This is a genomic window from Methylobacterium sp. C1 (assembly GCF_001854385.1).
Classification (GTDB): Bacteria; Pseudomonadota; Alphaproteobacteria; order Rhizobiales; family Beijerinckiaceae; genus Methylobacterium; species Methylobacterium radiotolerans.
On record NZ_CP017640.1, the window covers coordinates 6,061,111 to 6,080,326 of the forward strand.

General features: G+C 59.8%; 16 protein-coding genes and 2 pseudogenes. 12 read left to right on the forward strand and 6 right to left on the reverse strand.

Annotated elements, in window-relative coordinates:
• From BKE41_RS28035 to BKE41_RS28055, 5 genes are read left to right on the forward strand one after another with little or no spacing between them, the layout of a single operon-like run.
• The gene (locus BKE41_RS28035; RefSeq protein ID WP_071000507.1) at positions 1-657 is read left to right on the forward strand and encodes a hypothetical protein; all 657 of its coding nucleotides are present in this window, start codon (positions 1-3) and stop codon (positions 655-657) included.
• Positions 650-874 (forward strand): hypothetical protein, encoded by a 225-nt coding sequence (locus tag BKE41_RS28040; protein WP_071000508.1) that lies wholly within the window; start codon positions 650-652, stop codon positions 872-874. The genes BKE41_RS28035 and BKE41_RS28040 overlap by 8 nt, the downstream gene beginning before the upstream one ends.
• Entirely contained in the window at positions 867-1,148 is a 282-nt protein-coding gene (locus BKE41_RS28045) for a hypothetical protein (RefSeq protein WP_071000509.1), read from the forward strand. The genes BKE41_RS28040 and BKE41_RS28045 overlap by 8 nt, the downstream gene beginning before the upstream one ends.
• A 25-nt stretch (positions 1,149-1,173) precedes the next feature.
• Positions 1,174-1,983 carry a hypothetical protein gene (locus tag BKE41_RS28050; RefSeq protein WP_159392819.1) on the forward strand — a complete coding sequence of 270 codons (810 nt, stop codon included), beginning with the start codon at positions 1,174-1,176 and terminating at the stop codon, positions 1,981-1,983.
• Positions 1,980-2,363: a DUF4031 domain-containing protein gene (locus BKE41_RS28055; RefSeq protein WP_083374467.1), complete on the forward strand. Its 384-nt coding sequence runs from the start codon at positions 1,980-1,982 to the stop codon at positions 2,361-2,363. The genes BKE41_RS28050 and BKE41_RS28055 overlap by 4 nt, the downstream gene beginning before the upstream one ends.
• A 227-nt stretch (positions 2,364-2,590) precedes the next feature.
• On the opposite strand, the gene BKE41_RS31430 is transcribed toward BKE41_RS28055, so the two are convergent.
• The gene (locus BKE41_RS31430; protein ID WP_159392820.1) at positions 2,591-2,734 is read right to left on the reverse strand and encodes a hypothetical protein; all 144 of its coding nucleotides are present in this window, start codon (positions 2,732-2,734) and stop codon (positions 2,591-2,593) included.
• A 129-nt stretch (positions 2,735-2,863) separates the two neighbouring features.
• On the opposite strand from BKE41_RS31430, the gene BKE41_RS28065 reads away from it, so the two are divergent.
• From BKE41_RS28065 to BKE41_RS31435, 3 genes are all read left to right on the forward strand, one after another.
• Positions 2,864-4,069, forward strand: a complete 1,206-nt coding sequence (locus BKE41_RS28065) for a site-specific integrase (protein WP_071000512.1) — start codon at positions 2,864-2,866, stop codon at positions 4,067-4,069.
• Positions 4,070-4,125: 56 nt separating this feature from the next.
• The gene (locus tag BKE41_RS28070; RefSeq protein WP_083374468.1) at positions 4,126-4,818 is read left to right on the forward strand and encodes a hypothetical protein; all 693 of its coding nucleotides are present in this window, start codon (positions 4,126-4,128) and stop codon (positions 4,816-4,818) included.
• A 410-nt stretch (positions 4,819-5,228) separates the two neighbouring features.
• On the forward strand, positions 5,229-7,634 hold the full coding sequence (locus tag BKE41_RS31435) for a hypothetical protein (RefSeq protein ID WP_159392821.1): 2,406 nt from the start codon (positions 5,229-5,231) through the stop codon (positions 7,632-7,634).
• A 275-nt stretch (positions 7,635-7,909) separates the two neighbouring features.
• Here the strand turns inward: BKE41_RS31435 and BKE41_RS28075 are convergent, their stop codons facing one another.
• The gene (locus BKE41_RS28075) at positions 7,910-8,593 is read right to left on the reverse strand and encodes a recombinase family protein (protein ID WP_071000513.1); all 684 of its coding nucleotides are present in this window, start codon (positions 8,591-8,593) and stop codon (positions 7,910-7,912) included.
• Between the two features lie 982 nt (positions 8,594-9,575).
• A pseudogene (locus BKE41_RS28080) lies at positions 9,576-10,313 on the reverse strand (transposase); the annotation flags it as partial.
• 317 nt (positions 10,314-10,630) lie between these two features.
• Here BKE41_RS28080 and BKE41_RS31440 point away from each other — a divergent pair.
• A complete protein-coding gene (locus BKE41_RS31440) occupies positions 10,631-11,470 on the forward strand; it encodes a hypothetical protein (RefSeq protein WP_159392822.1) in 840 nt (279 codons plus the stop codon).
• A 9-nt stretch (positions 11,471-11,479) separates the two neighbouring features.
• Positions 11,480-12,532, forward strand: coding sequence for a serine protease (locus tag BKE41_RS30670; protein WP_083374469.1), 1,053 nt, complete (start codon positions 11,480-11,482; stop codon positions 12,530-12,532).
• A gap of 9 nt (positions 12,533-12,541) precedes the next feature.
• Here the strand turns inward: BKE41_RS30670 and BKE41_RS31445 are convergent, their stop codons facing one another.
• On the reverse strand, positions 12,542-13,939 hold the full coding sequence (locus BKE41_RS31445) for a hypothetical protein (RefSeq protein ID WP_159392823.1): 1,398 nt from the start codon (positions 13,937-13,939) through the stop codon (positions 12,542-12,544).
• Between the two features lie 533 nt (positions 13,940-14,472).
• The gene (locus tag BKE41_RS28085; protein ID WP_071000514.1) at positions 14,473-15,285 is read right to left on the reverse strand and encodes an IS5 family transposase; all 813 of its coding nucleotides are present in this window, start codon (positions 15,283-15,285) and stop codon (positions 14,473-14,475) included.
• Between the two features lie 326 nt (positions 15,286-15,611).
• Here BKE41_RS28085 and BKE41_RS28090 point away from each other — a divergent pair.
• Positions 15,612-16,087, forward strand: a pseudogene (locus tag BKE41_RS28090) (integrase core domain-containing protein); the annotation flags it as partial.
• Between the two features lie 177 nt (positions 16,088-16,264).
• Positions 16,265-16,837, forward strand: coding sequence for a hypothetical protein (locus BKE41_RS31450; RefSeq protein ID WP_159392824.1), 573 nt, complete (start codon positions 16,265-16,267; stop codon positions 16,835-16,837).
• A gap of 568 nt (positions 16,838-17,405) precedes the next feature.
• Here BKE41_RS31450 and BKE41_RS31455 read toward each other — a convergent pair.
• Positions 17,406-18,782: a PIN domain-containing protein gene (locus BKE41_RS31455; protein ID WP_159392825.1), complete on the reverse strand. Its 1,377-nt coding sequence runs from the start codon at positions 18,780-18,782 to the stop codon at positions 17,406-17,408.
• Positions 18,783-19,216: the final 434 nt, after the last annotated feature.

The following is a 19,216-nucleotide window of genomic DNA, read 5'->3' on the forward strand; positions in this document are numbered from 1 at the left end:
ATGGCCGAGACACCCTTCGTGCCCCCGACGAGCACCGCCTACTCGTCCGTCTTCACCCTCGTCCGCGACTGGCTCGGGCTCGCCGGGCTTGGAGCCGACGCTCCGGTCCTGGACTCGCTGGCTCGCAACATTGCGGCCGACATGTGCGAACGCGACCTCGCTCCCGCTGCCTACGGGGACAAGCGCCGGCCGTACTATACCCACGCCTGCGCCGGCGTAGAGGGCATGTGCGCGACCCTGCACCTCCGCGACGGCTCGCTGGAACTCGTCTTCAAGGACGAGCAGCTGGATCTCGTGAGGGAGGAAGGCGACGACCTCCACGTGGCGCACATCGAGGCGTCCGAGGTCCTCGCGCTCCGGCAGTGGCTGATCGACTTCCTGCCGGCGTCCGAGGCCGAGATCAGCGCGGGGCATGGCGTGGCGCCGCCCGTGAACGTCACCGTGCCCGCGCCCGGCACCGAGGAGCGCCACTTCTGGCTGGAGGCGGCCGAGCAGCACGGCTTCGAGAGCACCAACGGCGAGGAGGAGCTGCCCGCCTTCGACCCGCCCGCCTACCTCGCCACCGAGGACGAGGTGCGGAAGCTCATGGCCGCCGCGCGTGAGCAGGGGCGGAAGGACGTGCTCGACGCCCTCGCGACGGGAGGCGCCCGTGGCTGAGACCTTCACAGCCGCAGACCTCGCCGCCTGCGCCGAGCGTGAGCTTGCCCAGCGCCGGCGTGCCTACCCGCGATGGGTCGAGGCCAAGCGCATGACCCAGGCCCTGGCCGACCGTCAGACCGCGCTTATGGAGGCGATCGCGCGCAAGCTCCGGGCGGAGGCCGATGCCGAGGGCGCGAAGGGGGACCTGTTCGGCGGGGAGGTGCGTCATGGCTGACGATCCCCTGTCCCGCTTCCTCGACGCCAAGCGCGTCTTCGTCCGGGTCTACCGCCTGCCGGCGAAGCTGACCGAGGGCTACTGCTTCGGCGACGGCGTGCCGATCACCTTCACCAACGTCGACTGGTTCGAGTGCCCAGCCGACGAGGATCGCACGGCGCTCGTCGAGTTCATCCGGAGCAAGGCGTACTGCCGCCCCGACGCGCGCTTCCTCGTGCTCGGCGACAGCCCGGATTTCGTCTTCACGATTGAGCCGGAGGTGGCCCGTGGCTGACCGTCCCATCCTGTTCAGCGCGCCGATGGTGCTCGCCCTGCTCCGCGAGGCGCGCCAGCCCGGCGCCGGCAAGACGCAGACGCGGCGCGTCCTGAAGGACGAGATCCGCGAGGCTCCGGGCATGGATGCTGTCCACCCGAAGAACACGATCAAGCATCCGGCGCCGTACCTCGACTCCTACTGCAGCGGGCCGCGCTCGCCGCTCAACCCGCGCGGCATGTCGGATCAGTGGTGCTGGTGGACGCGCGACGATCGTCAGTGCCTGCCGACCTTCCGGGTGCCGTTCGTCCCGGGGGATCGCCTCTGGGTGAAGGAGACCTGGTGCCACACAGGCGAGGGCGTCTGGTCCGTCCGGGATAGCCATACCGCCCTCGACGGCCGGGTGATCTACCGAGCCGACGATGAACGGCGAGATCCGGGCATCAAGTGGTTCTCGTCGCTCTTCCTGCCTCGCTTCCGATCCCGCCTCACGTTGCTGGTGACGGACGTCCGGGTCGAGCGCCTCCAGGACATCAGCCGAGAGGACGCGGTCGCCGAGGGCGCCACCATGAGGCCGCGCGCATACCGCGGTGGCGATGGCTGGTGCATGGATTGGTCACCAGTCGGCAGGGCGAGCCGGTGGGCTGCCGACGGCAAGACGCTCTCCGAGGAGGACATTTGCTTCTCCGACCCGCGGAGTGCGTTCGGCAGCTTCATCAACGAGCTGCACGATCCGCGCTGGAACCTGAAAGGTGACGGTCTCTGGGGTGAAAATCCGTGGATTTGTGCGGTGAGCTTCTCCGTCCACGCGCGCAACATCGACCAGTTCGCGCCGATCGCCGAGGCCGCGGAATGAGCTGCTACGTCGACCAGCCCATCTTCCCGTTCGGGCGCATGATGATGTGCCACCTCTGGGCCGACAGCCTCAATGAGCTGCTGGCGATGGTGGACCGCATCGGTGTCGACCGGAAGTGGATCCAGGGCCACCCGGATCTCTCGTTCGGGAAGCACCGCAACGCCTCGTGGGTCCACTTCGACATCGCGAAGGGCAAGCGCGCCCTGGCGATCCAGGCCGGCGCGCTGGAGACCGACCGCTACGGGGCCAGCTACTTCGACGCGCAGCAGCGCGGGCGCACCAAGATGGTTGCGGACATTGAGGTGATCCGGGCCAAGGCCGGGAAGCCGGTCGACGGCATCATTCGGCCGACCGAGGACACGAGCGGGAGGGCAGCGTGAGCCGTCTGACAGATCCCGCGCGCCTCCATCACCTCGAGCATATGCCCCTCGGCCTCGTCGGACCAGAATGGGAGCCGGGCGGCGCCAAGTTCGAGGCGGCGCGCGTTTCGACCGCCAGAGCGCTGACCAGGCTGGCGAAGGTGGATTGGCCGGCGGATCAGGTCATGGACTGGGAGGTCCGGTCCTGGCTCCGGGAGCAGCACTACGGCGATCCGGGGATGGGTGGTCTACGGAGGGTGGCCGAGTCCGAAGCAGCCGGCCTGGCGGAGCGAGGAGGGGGCAGTGCCGCGTAGCGCCAGGATCCCCGCCCCGAACGAGGTCACGGACGAGACCATGATGCCGCTCAGCGTGGCGGCCGAGGTCGCGGTCACCCATGGCGTCGTCACGAGCGCGTCGGCGAAGGCCTTGCGGCGCGAGGCCGAGCATGATCGGCTAACGACCTACGAGGTATTCGGGCGCCTGCACACGACCCTCGGCGACATCAAGAAGATGGTGAAGCGATGCCGCGTCCAGCCAAGGGTGCCCGCCTCTACTACAAGGCCGCCGACGACCGCTGGGTCATCCGAGACACCGGTGGCATCGAACGCGGCACGGGCTGCAGCTATGGAGAGCGTGAGGCGGCTGAAAGAGCGCTGCAAGCCTACCTCTCCGAGAAGCACACCCCCGATTTCGGCCGCGGTGATCCCGCTACAGTCGAGATCGCGGACGTCCTGAAGCTCTACGCCGACGAGCACGCGGCCGGCACGAAGCGGCCCGACGTCGCGTGGTCGGCGCTCCCGCACCTGATCACCTTCTTCGACGGGAAGAAGGTCGCACACGCCACGCCGAACCTGTGCCGGGCCTACGCGAAGTGGCGGACCTCGCAGCCGCAGGCGCGGTTCAAGTTCGGGCCTGGCTACCGGTACGCGACCGAGGCCGAGGTGCCCCGGGTCGGCGATCAGACCGCGCGCCGCGAGCTGGGCGTGCTCTCGGCCGCCTTCGGCTACGCCCACAGCGAGCACAAGCTGCTCTACCCGGTCCCCGTGACGATGCCGGACCGGGCGCCGGCGCGCGATCGGTGGCTCAGCCGCTCGCAGGCGGCCGCACTGCTGCTCGCCGCGCTGGGCTTCCGGCCGACCGGGCGGCACGATGCGAAGGGGAAGGAGATCTGGCGGCGGCCGCGCGAGAAGGCGCGGCCGGGCGAGGACAGGGGCCGCGCGCTGTTCGTCCAGCGCCACGTCGCCCGGTTCATCCTGGCCGGCCTCTATACCGGCACCCGGCACGAGGCGATCCTGCGCCTGAAGTGGATCGAGAGCACCGACGGCGGCTTCGTCGACCTGCGCTCCGGCATCATCTACCGGCGCGGTACCGCCGAGGGCGAGTCCTCGAAGCGGCGGACCCCGATCCCGATGTCGAAGCGGCTCGCCGCGCACATGCGGCGCTGGCGGAAGAACGGCGCCTACGTGATCGAGTTCGAGGGCAAGCCGATCCTGCGTCTCCGGCGCGCTTGGACTACGGCGCGGAAGGGCGCCGACCTCGGCGAGGAGATCACGCCGCACGTCCTGCGCCACACCTTCGCGACGTGGGCCGTGATGGCCGGCGTGCCGTTCGGCAAGGTCGCCCGCGCGCTCGGCACCACCGAGCAGGTCGTGGAGCAGGTCTATGGCCACCACCTGCCAGAGCATCTGCGCGGCGTCGTCGAGACTGTGTCGCGTGGCGGACGATAGGCGGAGCTGAGAGAAGTCCAAGCAGTCGGTCGGTGGCCAATGCACAGTGAGATCGTATGAGCACGGTCATTGAAGATCTCAGAAATCAAGTGCGGGCCGCTGGGGATGAGTTCAATATCGTAGTTGCGTTCCATGAGGTATGGCGCCCGGCGGTCTTCGATGCCGACCTGCAGGCGAGAATGCAGTCCTCGTTTGCCGGACACGCCTACCACCTCATCCGTATTGCACTTCGGCGGGAGGTCTACCTCGGTCTGATGAGGCTCTGGGGATCGCGCAAAGACGAACTGCGGCTGGAGGAAATCGCTCGTCAACTGCGGAAGTCCCAGGTGTTCGATGCCCTCGTCGCTGACCGAATGCAGACCTGGCCGTTCGACGAGGAGGGGCTACGCGAGAGCCTACAGGTCCACGTCGACAAGGCTTTTCAGATTATCGACAGGTACTCGAAGGGCGGCGCGGGGGAGCCGACTATGGTGTACCTGCGCAGACTGCGGCACGAGCACCTTGCTCATCGCGCGAAAAATCAGGCCCAACCGGACGCCCCAGAACAGATCGACGCGGACATCGAGGCCCTCTACGAGGACATGGCAACCCTGGTCAGCGAATTGTTCCACGCGGTGCTCAGCACCGCCTACAACCCGCGGGAGACGGCGAACGTGTACAAGTTCTACGCCGAGCTGTTTTGGGAAGCTGCGCGGAGCGAACGCACCGAGGGCCACCCGAGGTATCGGCCGCCACCGACGTTTCCATAGATTTGGCGATGCGTGCCGGCGAGCCGGTCTGCCTCTTCACCCATGGCGCACATGGCGCCTGAAGGCCGCGCATTCGACGGAGGGGGCATCCGGCGAACGAGCCCGGAACAGTTCTCCGGTTATTCTCCGGAAACGAGGGCCCGAAAGGGTCTCGGAAGACCCTCTAAGGCTCTTTCCCCCTCTGCCAGCGCTCTAAGGCTTGGGAACGCCAATCCTTTACACGGAGAGGGTCGGGGGTTCGAGTCCCTCACCGCCCACCATGTTTTCTAAGGGGTTAGCCGGGACTTGCTCGATCTTAGCTTCCCAGAGAGTCAGTTTGGGAAGCGTATGGGAAGCGGCTCCTGGCGTTTGATCCGTGGGAGTGATTCGGTCTGATGGGGCCAATTCCTGCTGACGCTGGCGAAGGGGATGTGGAAACCCTCGTCGTGCTGCCGCTTCTGACCCGCCCGGAGTGCCTGGGTATTCCAAACGAGCGAATCCGCAGCAAGGAGGGCATATCAGCCCGCGATATCGGCAAAGGAAACAAGCAGAAAATAGGATATATCCCCGATTATTGTGTATATCTTCAGTCTCTTCCAGTCCTTATCGTTGAGGCCAAAAAGCCTCACAGGGATGTTCACGTAGCATATGGGGAAGCAAGACTTTATGCGACGGAAATAAATCGCTCCTTCCCGCATAACCTTAATCCGTGCTCCAGGATTATATCGACTGACGGCACTCACCTCCTTGCTGGTTATTGGGACGCTGAGCCCGAGGTTTCTGTTTCCGTCGCTGCTCTAAACCCAGCAACGCCCGCCATGGATCAGTTGATAAAGATAGCTGGTCGGGAGCAGCTCGCGCGTGTAATTGAGCCTATCAGCGTTGCGTTGCGCGCAAAGGATTTTCGGCGCCCGTTTAATCAAGGGGCCGGGCAAGCACAGATAATTTCTCGGCTTGAGCCAAACACATTTGCCGCCGATCTGTCTCCCGTGCTTCGCAGATATTTTTCCTCCCGGGATCAGACGACCGACCCTGAGATATATAGCAAAGCATATGTCTCTTCAAATGAAGTGAGTAGCTACGATAGGATACTCGAATTTTTTCTGAAGGACAGGTTGTCTCGTGCTAGAAGACGCACTGAGCTTACCACAACTCGTCGCAAGTCAGACAAAATAACTAAGGCAATTTCCACTTTCGGTGAGGCCAAACCTATCGGTGGCGACCTTCAGCTTGTTACAGGCAGCGTTGGCGTAGGAAAGTCGCTTTTCGCGAGGCGGTACAAGGAATTCCTGCAGCCGAAGCAGATGGAGGAGAAGAATCACTGGGCATTTCTCGATTTCGTAAATGCTCCAGACGACTTAACTAAGTGGAACGAATGGGTCTGCGAACAATTCACGGAGAGCATTGTCGAAGAAGGTGCCCCCTTTGACCTTAGAGACGGCGACGATCAAGAGCGAATTTTCGCAAAAGATCTGGCTGATCGCAGCTCATACTACAAAAGAATGGAGAAAATACAAGTAGATCGCGGCGAGCTTGAGCGCGCTCGTGATTTGGAGCAATGGCGAACCGATCATTCCCGCCTTGCGCTAGGAATAGCGCGGTATCTGCAAGGCGACCGCGGCGAAAACCTGATCGTGGTTTTCGATAACGTCGATAAACTGGATGTCAATACGCAGCTCGCCGCATTTCAGACTGCCCTATGGTTTATGGATCAAACAAGGTGCTTAGTTGTTTTGCAGATGAGGGACTCAACTTTCGAGGCGTATAAAGATAGACCTCCTCTGGACACATATAAGTCTGGTCAAATTTTCCATATAAGTCCCCCTAGGTTTGTCGATGTTGTTCGTAAAAGACTTGAACTTTGCTTAGACTCCTTATCTGAGCATGCCCCCGAACAAGTTAAATTCCAAACTCGATCGGGCATTACCATTTCCTATCCCAGCACGCGCGCGGGCGAGTTTCTCAAAGGAATTTACATCGAGCTTTTTCAGAAACCGAACAATGTATCTCGAATTTTAGAAGCGTTAGCTGGGCGAAATGTTCGTAACGCCCTAGATATGTTCATGGCTATTATTACCTCTGGCCATATGCCTGAGGATGTAATTGCGTCTGTTGCACAGGGCTCTGGCTTTCAGGCTTTCCCTGAGTACCGGATTCTTCGAGCTCTGATGAGGCAGGACTATCGTTATTTTAACAACTACAGTGGATTTGTCGCTAATATTTTCAACTGCGATAGCAAATGGGCTCGGCCCTCGAACCTCATAATACCGGAAATCTTATTCTATGTGCTGAGGAAGAGAAAAGATAAGGGAGACAACGGTCAAGTTGGCTTTATGGCGGTGGCTCGGCTCGTCTTTGAAATGGAAGCGCTAGGCTTTGTGGAGGAAGATGTTCGTGATGCTGCTACGTTCTGTCTAAAGAAAGGTCTCATTGAGGTAGAAACGTCCTCACCAGATACCATAAGAGCGCACGACAGTTTGAAGGCCACAGCAAGCGCTTGGGCTCACATGAGGATCCTTTCTTCTCGCGTGGAATACATTGCATCGGTGATGCCGACTACGCCAATTAACGACAAGCAACTCGCTGCGCGCGTTTTCGAGGGCATGCAACTGGAGAATCGATTTGGGCAACTGCACATTCATCAGCAACGACAGTTAGCCGAAAGTTTTTTGGGGTACCTGACTAAACAGCAGAAGGAGATGATGGCACACCCTGGATTTGCGAGTAGGGAGAGTTCCGGCACAGAATACGTTCTGGAAAAAATTAGGGAAGCCCTTCGTTTCGCCAGAAACGAGGAAAGTCAGTCCAACATTCTGGCTGACAAATTGGATATATAATCACGTCGGACACTCAATTCTTCTCGCCGAAAAACAGCTTTAGTTTGTCGTTAAACTGGCTGAATCGTTGGCAATAAAAATTTGCCTGCGATTTTTGCGGCGGCAGCCCTTTTCAAGAAAAAGCCCTGGGGCGGGGGCCAAAAGGGTTTCTCGGCTGGGTTGGCGGGTACGTGTCGCGTGACCACCGTTTCAGAGACGGGCCTGAGCCTCTTGCCGGGGGCGGGGGGCTCGCGCGGGAAATCGGCCTGGAATTCGGTAGGGGGCAGCCCCAGGTTTCAGGCCGCCCGGTCCAGCACGCGCTTGACCTGCATGGCCGACCATTCTCCCTTGCGTGGCGTCTCGATCCGCCGGGCGTTCAACTCGGCCGCGATGGCGCGCAGGGATGATACGCCCGCCGCCTGCAGGCTGGCGATGACGGGCAGGACGTTGGCCGCGAAGGCGTCGGCCTTGTCCTCCCGGACCTCCCGGCCCTTAGCCGCGGCAGCGGCCAGATTGGTGCGGTTGCCGAGCTGCACGCCCTGCGCTTTCTTGGCCGCCAGCGCGGCCTTAGTGCGGGCGGAAATCATGGCCCGCTCTTTCTCGGCCAGCGCGGCGTACAGGTGCAGGACGAAGGGGTCCACGCCCTCGCCCAACTCGGCCACCAGGAACGGCACCCGCTGCGCCATCAGGCCGGCAATGAACGCCACATCGCGGGACAGGCGGTCGAGCTTGGCGACCACCACGGCGCATTTCAGCCGACGGGCCGCAGCCAGCGCCGCCGCCAGCTCCGGCCGGCGGTCCAGGGCGTCGCTTCCCTTGCCCGTCTCGACCTCGATATGCTCGCCAACGATCGTGAAGCCGCCGACCTCCGCGAAGGCCGTCACCGCGGCGCGCTGCGCCTCCAGGCCGAGCCCGCTCTTGCCCTGCCGATCGGTCGAGACCCGGAGATAGGCGACCAGGGGGCGAATGGTGTCCGACATGGGGGCGTCTCGGGCTTGTGTAACATCCTTATACGTCCGTATTGAGTTGTTACACAGGCCCCCCCCCCAAGGAGGTTTCCGCGCTGAATTGAGACCACGGCTGGCACGCTGGAATTTCGCGCCGCGGCCCGAGCGCGCCGGGCTGCGGCGAACCAGGGCGGCACCCGAGCCCGCTAATTCGGCGCCGGCCCGCGGTTGGCCTGATCTCAGAAGCCTCTGCGAATTGACATACTAAACCCCACCGAGGTGCAGCCGGAATGATTCGGTTCGAGAATCCGACGAGCGGTCGCACGCTCGCGGCCGAATTATTGGCACCGTTATTTCCGGCAGCGCCACTATCGGGCCCTCAGTGCCGCTTCCAGTGACGCATTCAGTGACGCTTTCGCCCTCGACAGGAACGCTTTGCGCCGTTTTCCAAGTTGGCGGCGGGGGCCTGGCAGGAGCACGGTGGCACTGTCTGCCGGGGATCGCGCATACGTGAGAGTTTTGCTCAGAAAAGGCACTTTCAATAAAATCAATATCTTGGTCGTGAAATAGGGTCACTAAATGCGTCACTGGATGCGTCCCTACAGCGTCCCTGTAGCGTCACTGCGGGCCTGATAGCGTCACTGCGCACGATCTGGCTGGAGCCGCGTAATTATCGCCTCTCCTGCCCACCGCCCGGCTTGACCGGCTTAGTTAGCCCGAAGGGGCCGAACCGAAATTAATCAGCGCCCCACGCCATGGGCACTAAATTAGCTCGATGGTCCCGAAGGGTTGGCCGCCGCGCAGGCTCTACCGGGATCGCGCTTACCCTTCGGTCCCTCGGTCACCGTGCTATGCGGTACGTCAGGCTGCCGGCCTGCCAGTCATCATGTCCGGATTCCCTACAAACCGGCGCAAAGCTACAAAAGGCAGATACCCAGGAGCCTGTCCGAGTAACGGGGTTTGAAGCCCGGTAGAGGGGGGCGAGAGGGGAGCCAATGAGGGCGGATCAGCGGCTTCAGCGGCCTGCCTGTGCCAGCTTCAGCAGGTTGTGGGCGGTGCAGATCATCGCCCACTCGCCCCGGACCTGATCGAGCCCTCTCATCAGGAACTGTCGGAAGCCTCGGGCCTGCTTGATCTGTCCGAACACCGGCTCGACGACCTGCTTCCTGAGACGGTACCGACTGCGGCGCCCAACCCGCTTCAGCCGGGCGGCCATCGCGCTCATCAATGGCATCTTGGTCAGCCTCCGGCGGCCGGCTGCGTCCGCCTCGCCATGACGTGCCCGGCCCGGAGCGAGGTAGCCCGTGATGCCGCGCTCCTGCAGCGCGGCGAGGTTCGCCTCGTTGGCAAAGCCGGCATCGCCCGAGACCTCCCGCGGCTGGCGCCCAAGATGGGCGCGGAGCCCGTCTACAAGCGGCACGAGCGCGCGGTGATCGGCCGAGTTGGTCACGAGCCGATACGCGACGATCACCTGATGCGCCGCGTCGACTGCGACCTGGCCGTTGTAGCCCTGTACGAAGCCATCACGCGTGGGCAGGATCCGGCTGTCTGGGTCGGTGAAGTTGCGCTGCGCCCGGTCGGGCGGACGCCCGTCTTCGCCGCGCAGTGGCCGGCCCTGCCAACGCATGCCCGACGAGGCGCCCGGCCCGCTCTCGTCCTCGGGATCAGGCGGATCAGCCGCCTCCGCCTCCAGCGCGGCCTTGGCGGCGCGGATTGCTTCCAGCCGCCGCGGCTTGTCGGCCATCCAGTCTGGTGCACATATAGCCCCGCGGCGCTGTCGCCCTCCTCGATCGCCGTGTAGCCGAGGCCCTCCAGTACCTCCGTCACCAGCATGCGTGCGGACGGCTCGTGGTCCACGGTCAGCACCGTCTCGCCCTATTCTGCCCGCGCAGCCTCGGGGAGCTACGGGATGCAGCTTACGCACGATCCCGCCCTTCGAGTTCGCCGGAGAGGGCGTTCTATGACCCGGCGGAGGTACATTCCGCTCGAAGACTTGCTTTGCGAAACTGAGCTCTGGACGAGAGAGCGCTTCTCTGATCTACTTTCCCTAATAGCAGAGGGAGGCTTTGGATGCTCAGCCGTCGCACCTTCTTGGCAGCTTGTTGCGCAGCCCACGCAAGCCCAGCATTCGCGCAAACTCCGCAACGACAATTCGCTTGCGGTAGCGTCGATCGCGGTGCAGGAATCGATCAGAAATCAGAACTCGACCTCTATTCCGTCGAGGGTGGCTTCGAACGGCAGAACCTCGACAACGTGGTTCGACAATTCAGTCTTACCCCGTTCGGAACAGCGAACCTCGCTCATCGCTGGCGCCGGTCTGACGGCCTAACGCCGAACACAGGGATAATAACCCTAGGCGTCCACTTTCTCAACGGCGACGGTCAGCAGCGTGCAGTGGTCGAGCGCGGTGCAAACCGTTGGCGGACCGGCGAGCTGGCTAACAAGTTAGATTTCCGGTTTGATGTTCCCAGAGATAAAGCGCAAATAACAGTCTTGTTTGGATCGGAAGGAAATAATTCTATCGTAGGTCGCGCTAGTGGAGATTACGCGCAGGCGCAACCTACAATGAACATACAGGATGTCGTGGAGTACGTTGCGGCTCATGAATTTGGACATGCTATCGGCTTGCAGCATGAGCACCAGAGCCCGACTGTAGCGATCAAGTGGAACAAACCTGCCGTTGTTGCCGAAATGGCCGCTCAGGGCTGGTCTCCACAAATGTGCGAGACAAACATCTTCGCTCGCTATGGTCAGAAGTACGCCTGCGTCGGCAGCCCAAATTTCGATCCAACGTCAATCATGCTTTATCCGATCCCAAGTCGTTGGACACTTGACGGTTATAGTACCGGCACTAACACTTCGATTTCCCCAGACGATCGCGCCTGCGCAGTTGGCATCTACAGCGCGTAAGGGGGGCAGATGAAATTCGCGCTGTATGTGCTTGCTGCCGGCGTAGCTGTATGCGGATTGTCTATTCAGGCCAACGCTCAACCGATGGAGGCGCTTGCGTATATTCGGGTCGGGGTAACTGATCCTATCACACAAGCGGAGAAAGAGCTTACGCAAGGCTCGGGTTTCCTCATTGATAGAGAGGGTCATATCGTCACTGCGAAGCACGTGGTGCTATTCAAAGAAAAGGAGATTCCCGGCCCTAGGTGGATCCGTGTTGCTCTTCGTGATCGTGGGTCCTTCCCAGTCAACGCTCAGGTTGTAAGGTGCGAAACCGACAGCGTAGACCTTTGCCTGATTCGTATTCAGCGGGCTAGCGTTGATGCAGCCAATGTGAAATCGGTGTTTCAGCCAGTGTGTCGCCCACTTGGCGATACCGAGCGGGTTGTTGCCCTCGGTTTTCCATTCGGCCAGCAGAACCCTGCAATCAGAGTTCCTGGTGATATTACCGGGCCGCTTGCCACAGACAACAAGTATCCCTCGAACGTCCAAATTGTTCCGGGGATGAGCGGCGGCCCGGTCGTTGATGGGCACGGCGATGTTGTCGCGGTCAACGCGGGGGCAGCGACGGGCTTTCCGACTTTCACTTTTTTACAACCATTGTTTTACGGTGAAAGCCTAATGAGGAGCTCGGGTCAGCAATGTCCGAGTGGGGCAAAGCCCCCGCAAATAGGTCCTGCCTCGCTACCCACTAACGAGATCGTTCGCGTACCTCCCGTTGCAAATTCGCCGGCTTGCGGCACCAAAGAACAAATTGTTAGCCGCACGCAGCCTTCGCAGAACGAAGCGGCACCTACGGCCAGGGACTATTACGAATTAATTGAGGCAGACAAGGGCTGCCGGATTGTTTCAGTCAATCCGGAAACCCGGTCGGCGAACAATAGCTCCGGACCAAGTATCACAATCGCCCCGGATGGCACGAAAGCGCAAGTATCCTATTCCCTAAAAAGCGGTCCTTTCTTTGATCGCTACCGAGGCTGGATCGATCTTAAACTCATTGTTAATCAGCAGCCAAATACCTAAGTAGACTGGCTATTGCTCTTCTCCATTCAAGACTCGCAACAGCCTTTGGGTGGCGTGGCTTGGAAGGCCGGCATAAACTGGGTCCCCTCCAACGCTCGCCTTTGCAGCGTCTAGTTGAACCACAGTTGCAAGCTGACGCGCCTCGCGTAGATAGAGTGCAGCAGCGTCGACGTCCTCGTTCTGACGGCCGCTTCCCTGGATACCTGCGAGGATACCGCGGAGCGCATATATTCGAGCAAGATCGTAAGCAGTGTCAAAACCATATGCTCTAGAAAGCTCGGTGTTTCGGATCAAGGCCCACGCGTTGAGCTGCGCCTTTAGTCCAGTGTCATCCAGCTCTTTGAGAAGGTTTGGAGTCACAACCCGTTTACTGTCTTCGTCGGATACTGTAAGTGTGTACATTGCTGCGTCGAGCGTGACCATTGCAAGCACGTTCAGCGGTGAAATGCGATCTTCCGCTCGTTGAATTGAGGAATCTACCTTTCTCCAGGCGCCGGAGTATGCTCGCTGAGCTTTCCAGAGCGCATCAGCCCAATGCTTGGAGGGGGCTTGAAGGGTGTTACGAGCGCGACGCTGGGTCACTCGTGCCTTCTGGTTCAAGTTCTTGAGCAACTCTGGCTCTCGATCCAGCGCGCTATCTATTCTTTCGTCGGCTAGCATAAGAAATCGGTCGTCCCAGCGATCGGATAGCCTCCCCGACGCAGGTCTAGCAAGATTATAATAGAAACGGCTCCAGTAGCGAAGTACTTCTGTCTTTTGATCTTCCTCGAAAATCGACATGCAGTCTTGGAGCAGTCGATCCCCGTCGCTTGATATGCGGTCAAATCTAATTCGATCTGTGTGATTTAGCTGAGATACTTCGAGATAGATCGCGGCCTTCTCAAGCATGGCGTCAGCGAGCTCGCGCCGACTGGCCGTTTGGCGGAAAAAATTGATCATCTCGTCCGACCAGGTATAAGCGATGCTGGGATCTGGATTGCCCTTCTCTTGTGTGCGGTAGGATCGAATCAACATTGAGAAGGCTTTGCCGAGCGTCTGGTGGCCGGCCTCACGGCGGTCTTGCAGCCCTGCATTGTACCAAGCCTGCTCGAATGCGGTCCGGGCTGTCGTCAGATCGGGAGGGAGCGTGCCTCGAGATAGGAGAGCGCCAGAGCTTCGGATCCGCTCAGCTACTTCTAACCACCGTTTCGCTGCGTCGATCAGGGCTGATGCAGGGCTGGCCTGAATCTGAATAAGTGGGACACTGCTGTGAGTTAGTGCGCTGCAAGCAGCCGAGTCGACGCCGCAGTGCCAGACCCTGATCGTCGCGCTCGATTGCGTCGGTGCAAACGATATTGTTGCGCCGGCGAACAACAGAATGGCACTTCGCTTCGGGCGTCTGACCGGGCGAAAATCGGCCTCCAGCATGATCGACCCTCCCGGGAGTACAACCTGTCGGCGACAGGTGCGTTGGCTGCTCACGGTACAAGCGATCAGCGCCCATCGGCAACCGGCACCGCCGCAAAATGCATGTGCCTGTACCCACCAGCAAGCGCTGGAAGAGCATGATTTGATACGGCCATTCCTGGTGGCGGGCGGAGTAGGAAAGACTAAGTCTATTCCGGTTGAAGAGGGTTCGTTGTCGGGTTCGTCCGTTCCGCCAACGCTTACTCCTGAATGGGCAGTCGAGTGGTAGGGGTGATGGCCGAACACGCCGTCTCATCACTGCGCCGGCCAGCCGTTGCTCGCGAAAAGCGTCTCCATCACAGCAGTAGTCCCCTCTGCGTCCTCCGCCATGACCGCGCGCCGGTAGAGAAGAGCCGGCAGAGTTGGGTTGTCCGGCACGAAGCCCTGCTCAGGCAGTAAGAAACTTTGCGGCTCCGCCAATTGCGTCCCGGCCGATCTCGTCTCGCCGCTCACGCGCGCTGCCCGACGTTGATGCTTAGAGTCCGTCCGAGAAGTCAGGTTGATCGGGCGAGGCGTCTGACGAGGATCATGACGGCTGCGGCGTAGAGGAAGGCTCTGGCGGAGGCGAGGGTCGCTTCCGGATCCTTCCAGAGGTGTCGGTTGCGGCTGATCCAGGCGAAGAACCGTTCAACGACCCACCGGCGTGGATGCACGGCAAAGCCGACCTGATCCGGCGGCTTGCGCACGATCTCGACGGCGATGATCGTCGCGCTCGCTGGCTTGTCGCCGGCATAGCCGGCGTCGGCGAAGGCCTTGGTAATGAACGGGAAGCTTCGGCGCGACAGGCGCAGCACCGGAACGGCTCCGTCCCGGTCCTGTACGTCGGCAGGCTGCGGATCGAGGACGAGCGCACGCCCGTCCGTGTCGACCAGCGCTTGGCGTTTGCGGCCTTTGACCTTCTTGCCGGCGTCGTAGCCGCGCGGCCCGCTGCTCTCCATCGTTTTGACGGTCTGGCTGTCGAGCACTGCGGCGGACGGCGAAGCTTCTCGTCCGACACGCTCGCGATCAGCCATGACGAGGTGGTGGTTGATCCGGCCGAACAGCCCTGTGTCGCGCCAGCGGCTGAAGTAGCCGAACGTGGTCGAACGCGGCGGTAGATCCTTGGGGATCAGCCGCCATGCGATACCGCCGCGCAGAACGTAGAAGATCGCGTTCAGGATCTCCCGCGTCGTCCAGACCGGAGGCCGCCCGCGCGGCTCAGGCCTCGGCATCAGCGGCTTGATCACCGCCCACTCGGCATCGGTCAGGTCGGTTTCATAGCGAAGGCCCGCGCGGCTATGCTGCCGCCGGGTGGTCGGGGTCCACATGGCAGGTCCAGGTCAGGCTTCAGCACCCGCCTGGAACCATCGCCATCCCGGCCACTCAACCCCGCCTCAGACCCTTATCGGACGGGTTCTTAGGCCGCCGTTCACGACGAAGCTCTGCGCGGTGACGTAGTCCACGTCGGCACTCACGAGGTACACGATCAACCGCCCGATCTCGCGCGGCCACGCAGGCCGTCCGAGCGAGATGGCAGCGAGCTTGTTCTCTCACTCAACCAGATGGCCGTAAGCATCCGGCCTGGTTTGTGGGCATGCCGGTCTCGACAAGCGGGACGGTTCAGGCTGCGTTCGCGACGTGCTGATTGCCAGTCTGGCCGATGGACTTCTTTCCGACGCGCTGTTCGACGGCCGACGGCTAAGGGCGCTGATGGTCGTCGAGTTGTTCACGCGCGAGGCTCTGGCGATCGCGGTCGACCAGGGCATCAAAGGCGAGCGGGTCGTGGCTGTCGTCGGCCGCTTGACGCTGCTGCGTGGAGCCCCGTGCGCGATTCAGGTCGATAACGGGCCTGAGCTCGTCTCAAAAGCACTCGACCGCTGGGCCTACGAGAACGGTTTCACGTCAGACTTCTCACGGCCCGGTAAGCCGACCGACAACGCGCTGGTCGAGTCGTTCAACGGCCGGCTGCGCGATGAGTGCCTGAACGCGAACTGGTTCTTGTCGTTGGCCGATGCGAGGAGCAAGATCGAGACGTAGCGGCGGTACTACAACGAGAGCCGTCCTCACACCGCCCTGGGGTGGCGAGCGCCCCAGGAATTCGCCCTGGCGGCCATCCAGGCCGCCGAATGAGACCCGGAGGCTCACCTTCCGGCCGGACCAAAATCCGGGGAACCCTCATCATCTGCACTGGTCCAAAATACCAGACTGGTTCACGGTAAATCACAATCAAAGATGTCGCACTCATAACTGTTCTTAAAGCGGCAATGATGATAAGTTTATAATTTTCTCTTTGTGCGGGAGCGGATCATGTCATCACGTCGCCTATTCCGACTGCTACAGACCGCCGCCAATATCCGAAACAAACAAGACATTGTGTTTGATGTTTCATCATGTTCACTTATATTAATCGCGGTAGCTTCCCTGGTATCCGGATTATCTTCCGGAGTATTGGCGGCCGAGTTTCGAATACCTAGCGACGATCAAGCTCAATATACTGTTGAAATACCTGACATATGGAAACCGGAAGCCACCGAGGAAGGAGTTGACGTTACTTCTCCGGACGGTTCAACGTATATCGCTATCGAAGCGATTGATGCATCTTCGCCGAATGCGGTGCTGGCAGAAGTTAGGAGTTATCTTGCACGCGAATCGGTGATTCTTAGCGAGAATACGAAAGCGGAGGCAAAAGCCGTGTTAGCTGGGAGGGATGGAACGCGGATAACTTGGAATGCCAAAGAAGATGGGGAGCCGACATTTGTAAGTCTTTGGTATATACCGCCAGAGAACAACAAGATACTTTATGTTCTTTATTGGGGTCCGACTTCATCATCCGCTGCTAATTCGCAAGTCATTTCATCAATATTTAAAAGTTTAAAGTGATTACTTGGCGCCGCCATTCACTTATTGCCTGAGGCTGTCTCCATGAGCCCAAATCGGATGTCCGGTTTTGGTCGCGTTGCCAGCTTCGGCTTACTACACCAAGGCAAAGTTACCGGAGGCCTGACGAGCAGCCGCTTTGGAGAAGCGCCGCGGGCTTTCCAGCTGACCGGGTTAGGTCTGAACCAGAATCTCCGCTTTGAGGCGGATGCCCAGGGTCCGCTCCCCACCCGAGCTGAAGTTGCCGGACGGCTGACGAATGTTCGCCTCGGGGGAGCGCCGACATTGCTTCCGGCGGCCGGGTTGGGTCGTTAGGAGGCCGTCCGCCTTTTTCGGCAGACCTTCTCCGAAGCAGCCATTCCGGTTTCGACCCAACCCAGCCGTCCGGATCCCCGTCAGAGCTTCTCCAAGGCGGCCGCTCGTCGGCCGTGCAGCAACTTCCGCAGAGGGTGGCTTTCAGTCAGTCCGCTATCTGGCCGAAAAGCGTGGGAGCAGACATCGCTTCCGCTCCCGATCACTAACCATGGCGACCCTGATACGAGGAAACCAGAATCACCATTCGATATTTAGTTTATGAAGTAAATAATGTTACATTCGACCCATATAGTGTGCATAGAGCGGTCAGATTATCACGATCGGCCCCTCTAGTATCGTCGGATATGCCGGTTATCCTCCCGATAAGCTGATTGCCGTGGGTGTTTTCCGCGTAAAAATACTCATTGATCATGATTGTGTAAGCACGTGAGCTTGAATCATGCATTCGCATATCGACTATTTCTTCGGGTCCCACACCCTTCAAGCGAGAAATTCTCTGAAGATTAGTGCCGTCCTTATAAAGATGAATAGATGTGTCGCTGGCCTTCGAAAATCTTAAAACAAACTGCATCACTCCTTCGCCGACGACGAAGAACCCATCATTCTTCGAATAATCAAAGCTGATCTGTATCTCTGTCAGTGACTGATGTGAGCTTTCGACGCTCAATGCGCCCGTAGCAAAGCTATGCCCTTCCGCCGTACCTTCTAAATTGACGCTCTCCGCGTGCGCAACATCTGCGACGATCGCAGGGTCAACATCCATCTCGCGAAGAAAATCTTCCATATTGCACACGCGCAGTACTGCCCCGCTTGACGCCTCCGCGTACTCCGAAATCAGCTCTGGCCGTGTATATAGCACCTTCTTATCGTCCCTTACTGCCCAGTCAGGTTTTCCGTCCCCAGTCACAAATAGTAAATCTTTCTTGTATTTCTTTCCAAGATGCAGCAATGAGAGCCAAATAAGATAATCCCCAATACCTTCGTCGTCTTTCGACGCATCTTTGTATCCCGGAGGCGTTCTCGTCTTAACTCTTAACCGCCAAGACTCAAGAATTTTCGCTTCGTCCGTCTCTTCGCTGTCGATAATGCGCTCTTTTAGAAATACTGATCTGTAAAGCTTGGTTACAGGATCGTCCTGGCGCCAGGACTTCACCGTCTCAACCATTTTTCCAAGGGTCTCTAAGTATAGTCTGCGCGATTGTCGAGCGTCTTTATGTTGGGCTTCAAGCTCCTCGAAACCGGGCACTGACTTGAATAGATTGGGGACGGGATCAATGTCGTTGTAGCGCGACTTCATCGCGTTCAGGCCACTTACCATCTCAGCAAATTTAGTTTCCCTTAGTCGTGCGAACTCCCTGATAGCCCGAGCCGGAACGAAAATACGCTCATCTGCCGCAAGGCCATGAAGAACTTTGGTGATTGCAGCAAGATCTTGTTTCATTACTTGATACGGTAATAGCAAAATGTTCGTATCAAGCGCCACTAGCGTACTAGCCGCCGCAACATGCACGGGCCTTAGTGGGCTAAATATCGCATCCAGGTTCGGAAAACTGCGCTCAAGGATGAACACCTCCTCGACCGACTTTGCTTTTCCATCCTGACCCTTCTTTTGTCCGTCTTGCTGTTGCGACATGTTTCCTCACGAAGCCGAAACGAAGTTCCTACTTCTTCTGAGTCTACGGCAAAGCGTTCCTGCTGTCGCCTCGCAACCCTGAACTCACATCTAACGGATGGCCTGCGTTCTGCCCTGAGCCGACGTCGCTGGCCGATAGACGATCCGCCGCTTTGGGGAAGCGCGAACGGAGGTTCGGGCGGCTAGGATGGGTCGAGAGCGATCCCCACGGCTATGTCCGCTTGGATGCATTTGCCGTCCGAAAGCGGACCGGCGGAAAACCACCCCGAGCCGAATTTGCCGGAGTGCTGACGAACGGCCGCTTTGGAGAAGCGCCATCGGCATTCACGGCGGCTGGGTTGGCTCGCTATCGGATTAGCGACTTGGGGTGGGAACAAGAAGATTAATTTCCTGCAGAGCTGGCTGGAAAGCGAGCGCAGTTGATAGCCGCCGGC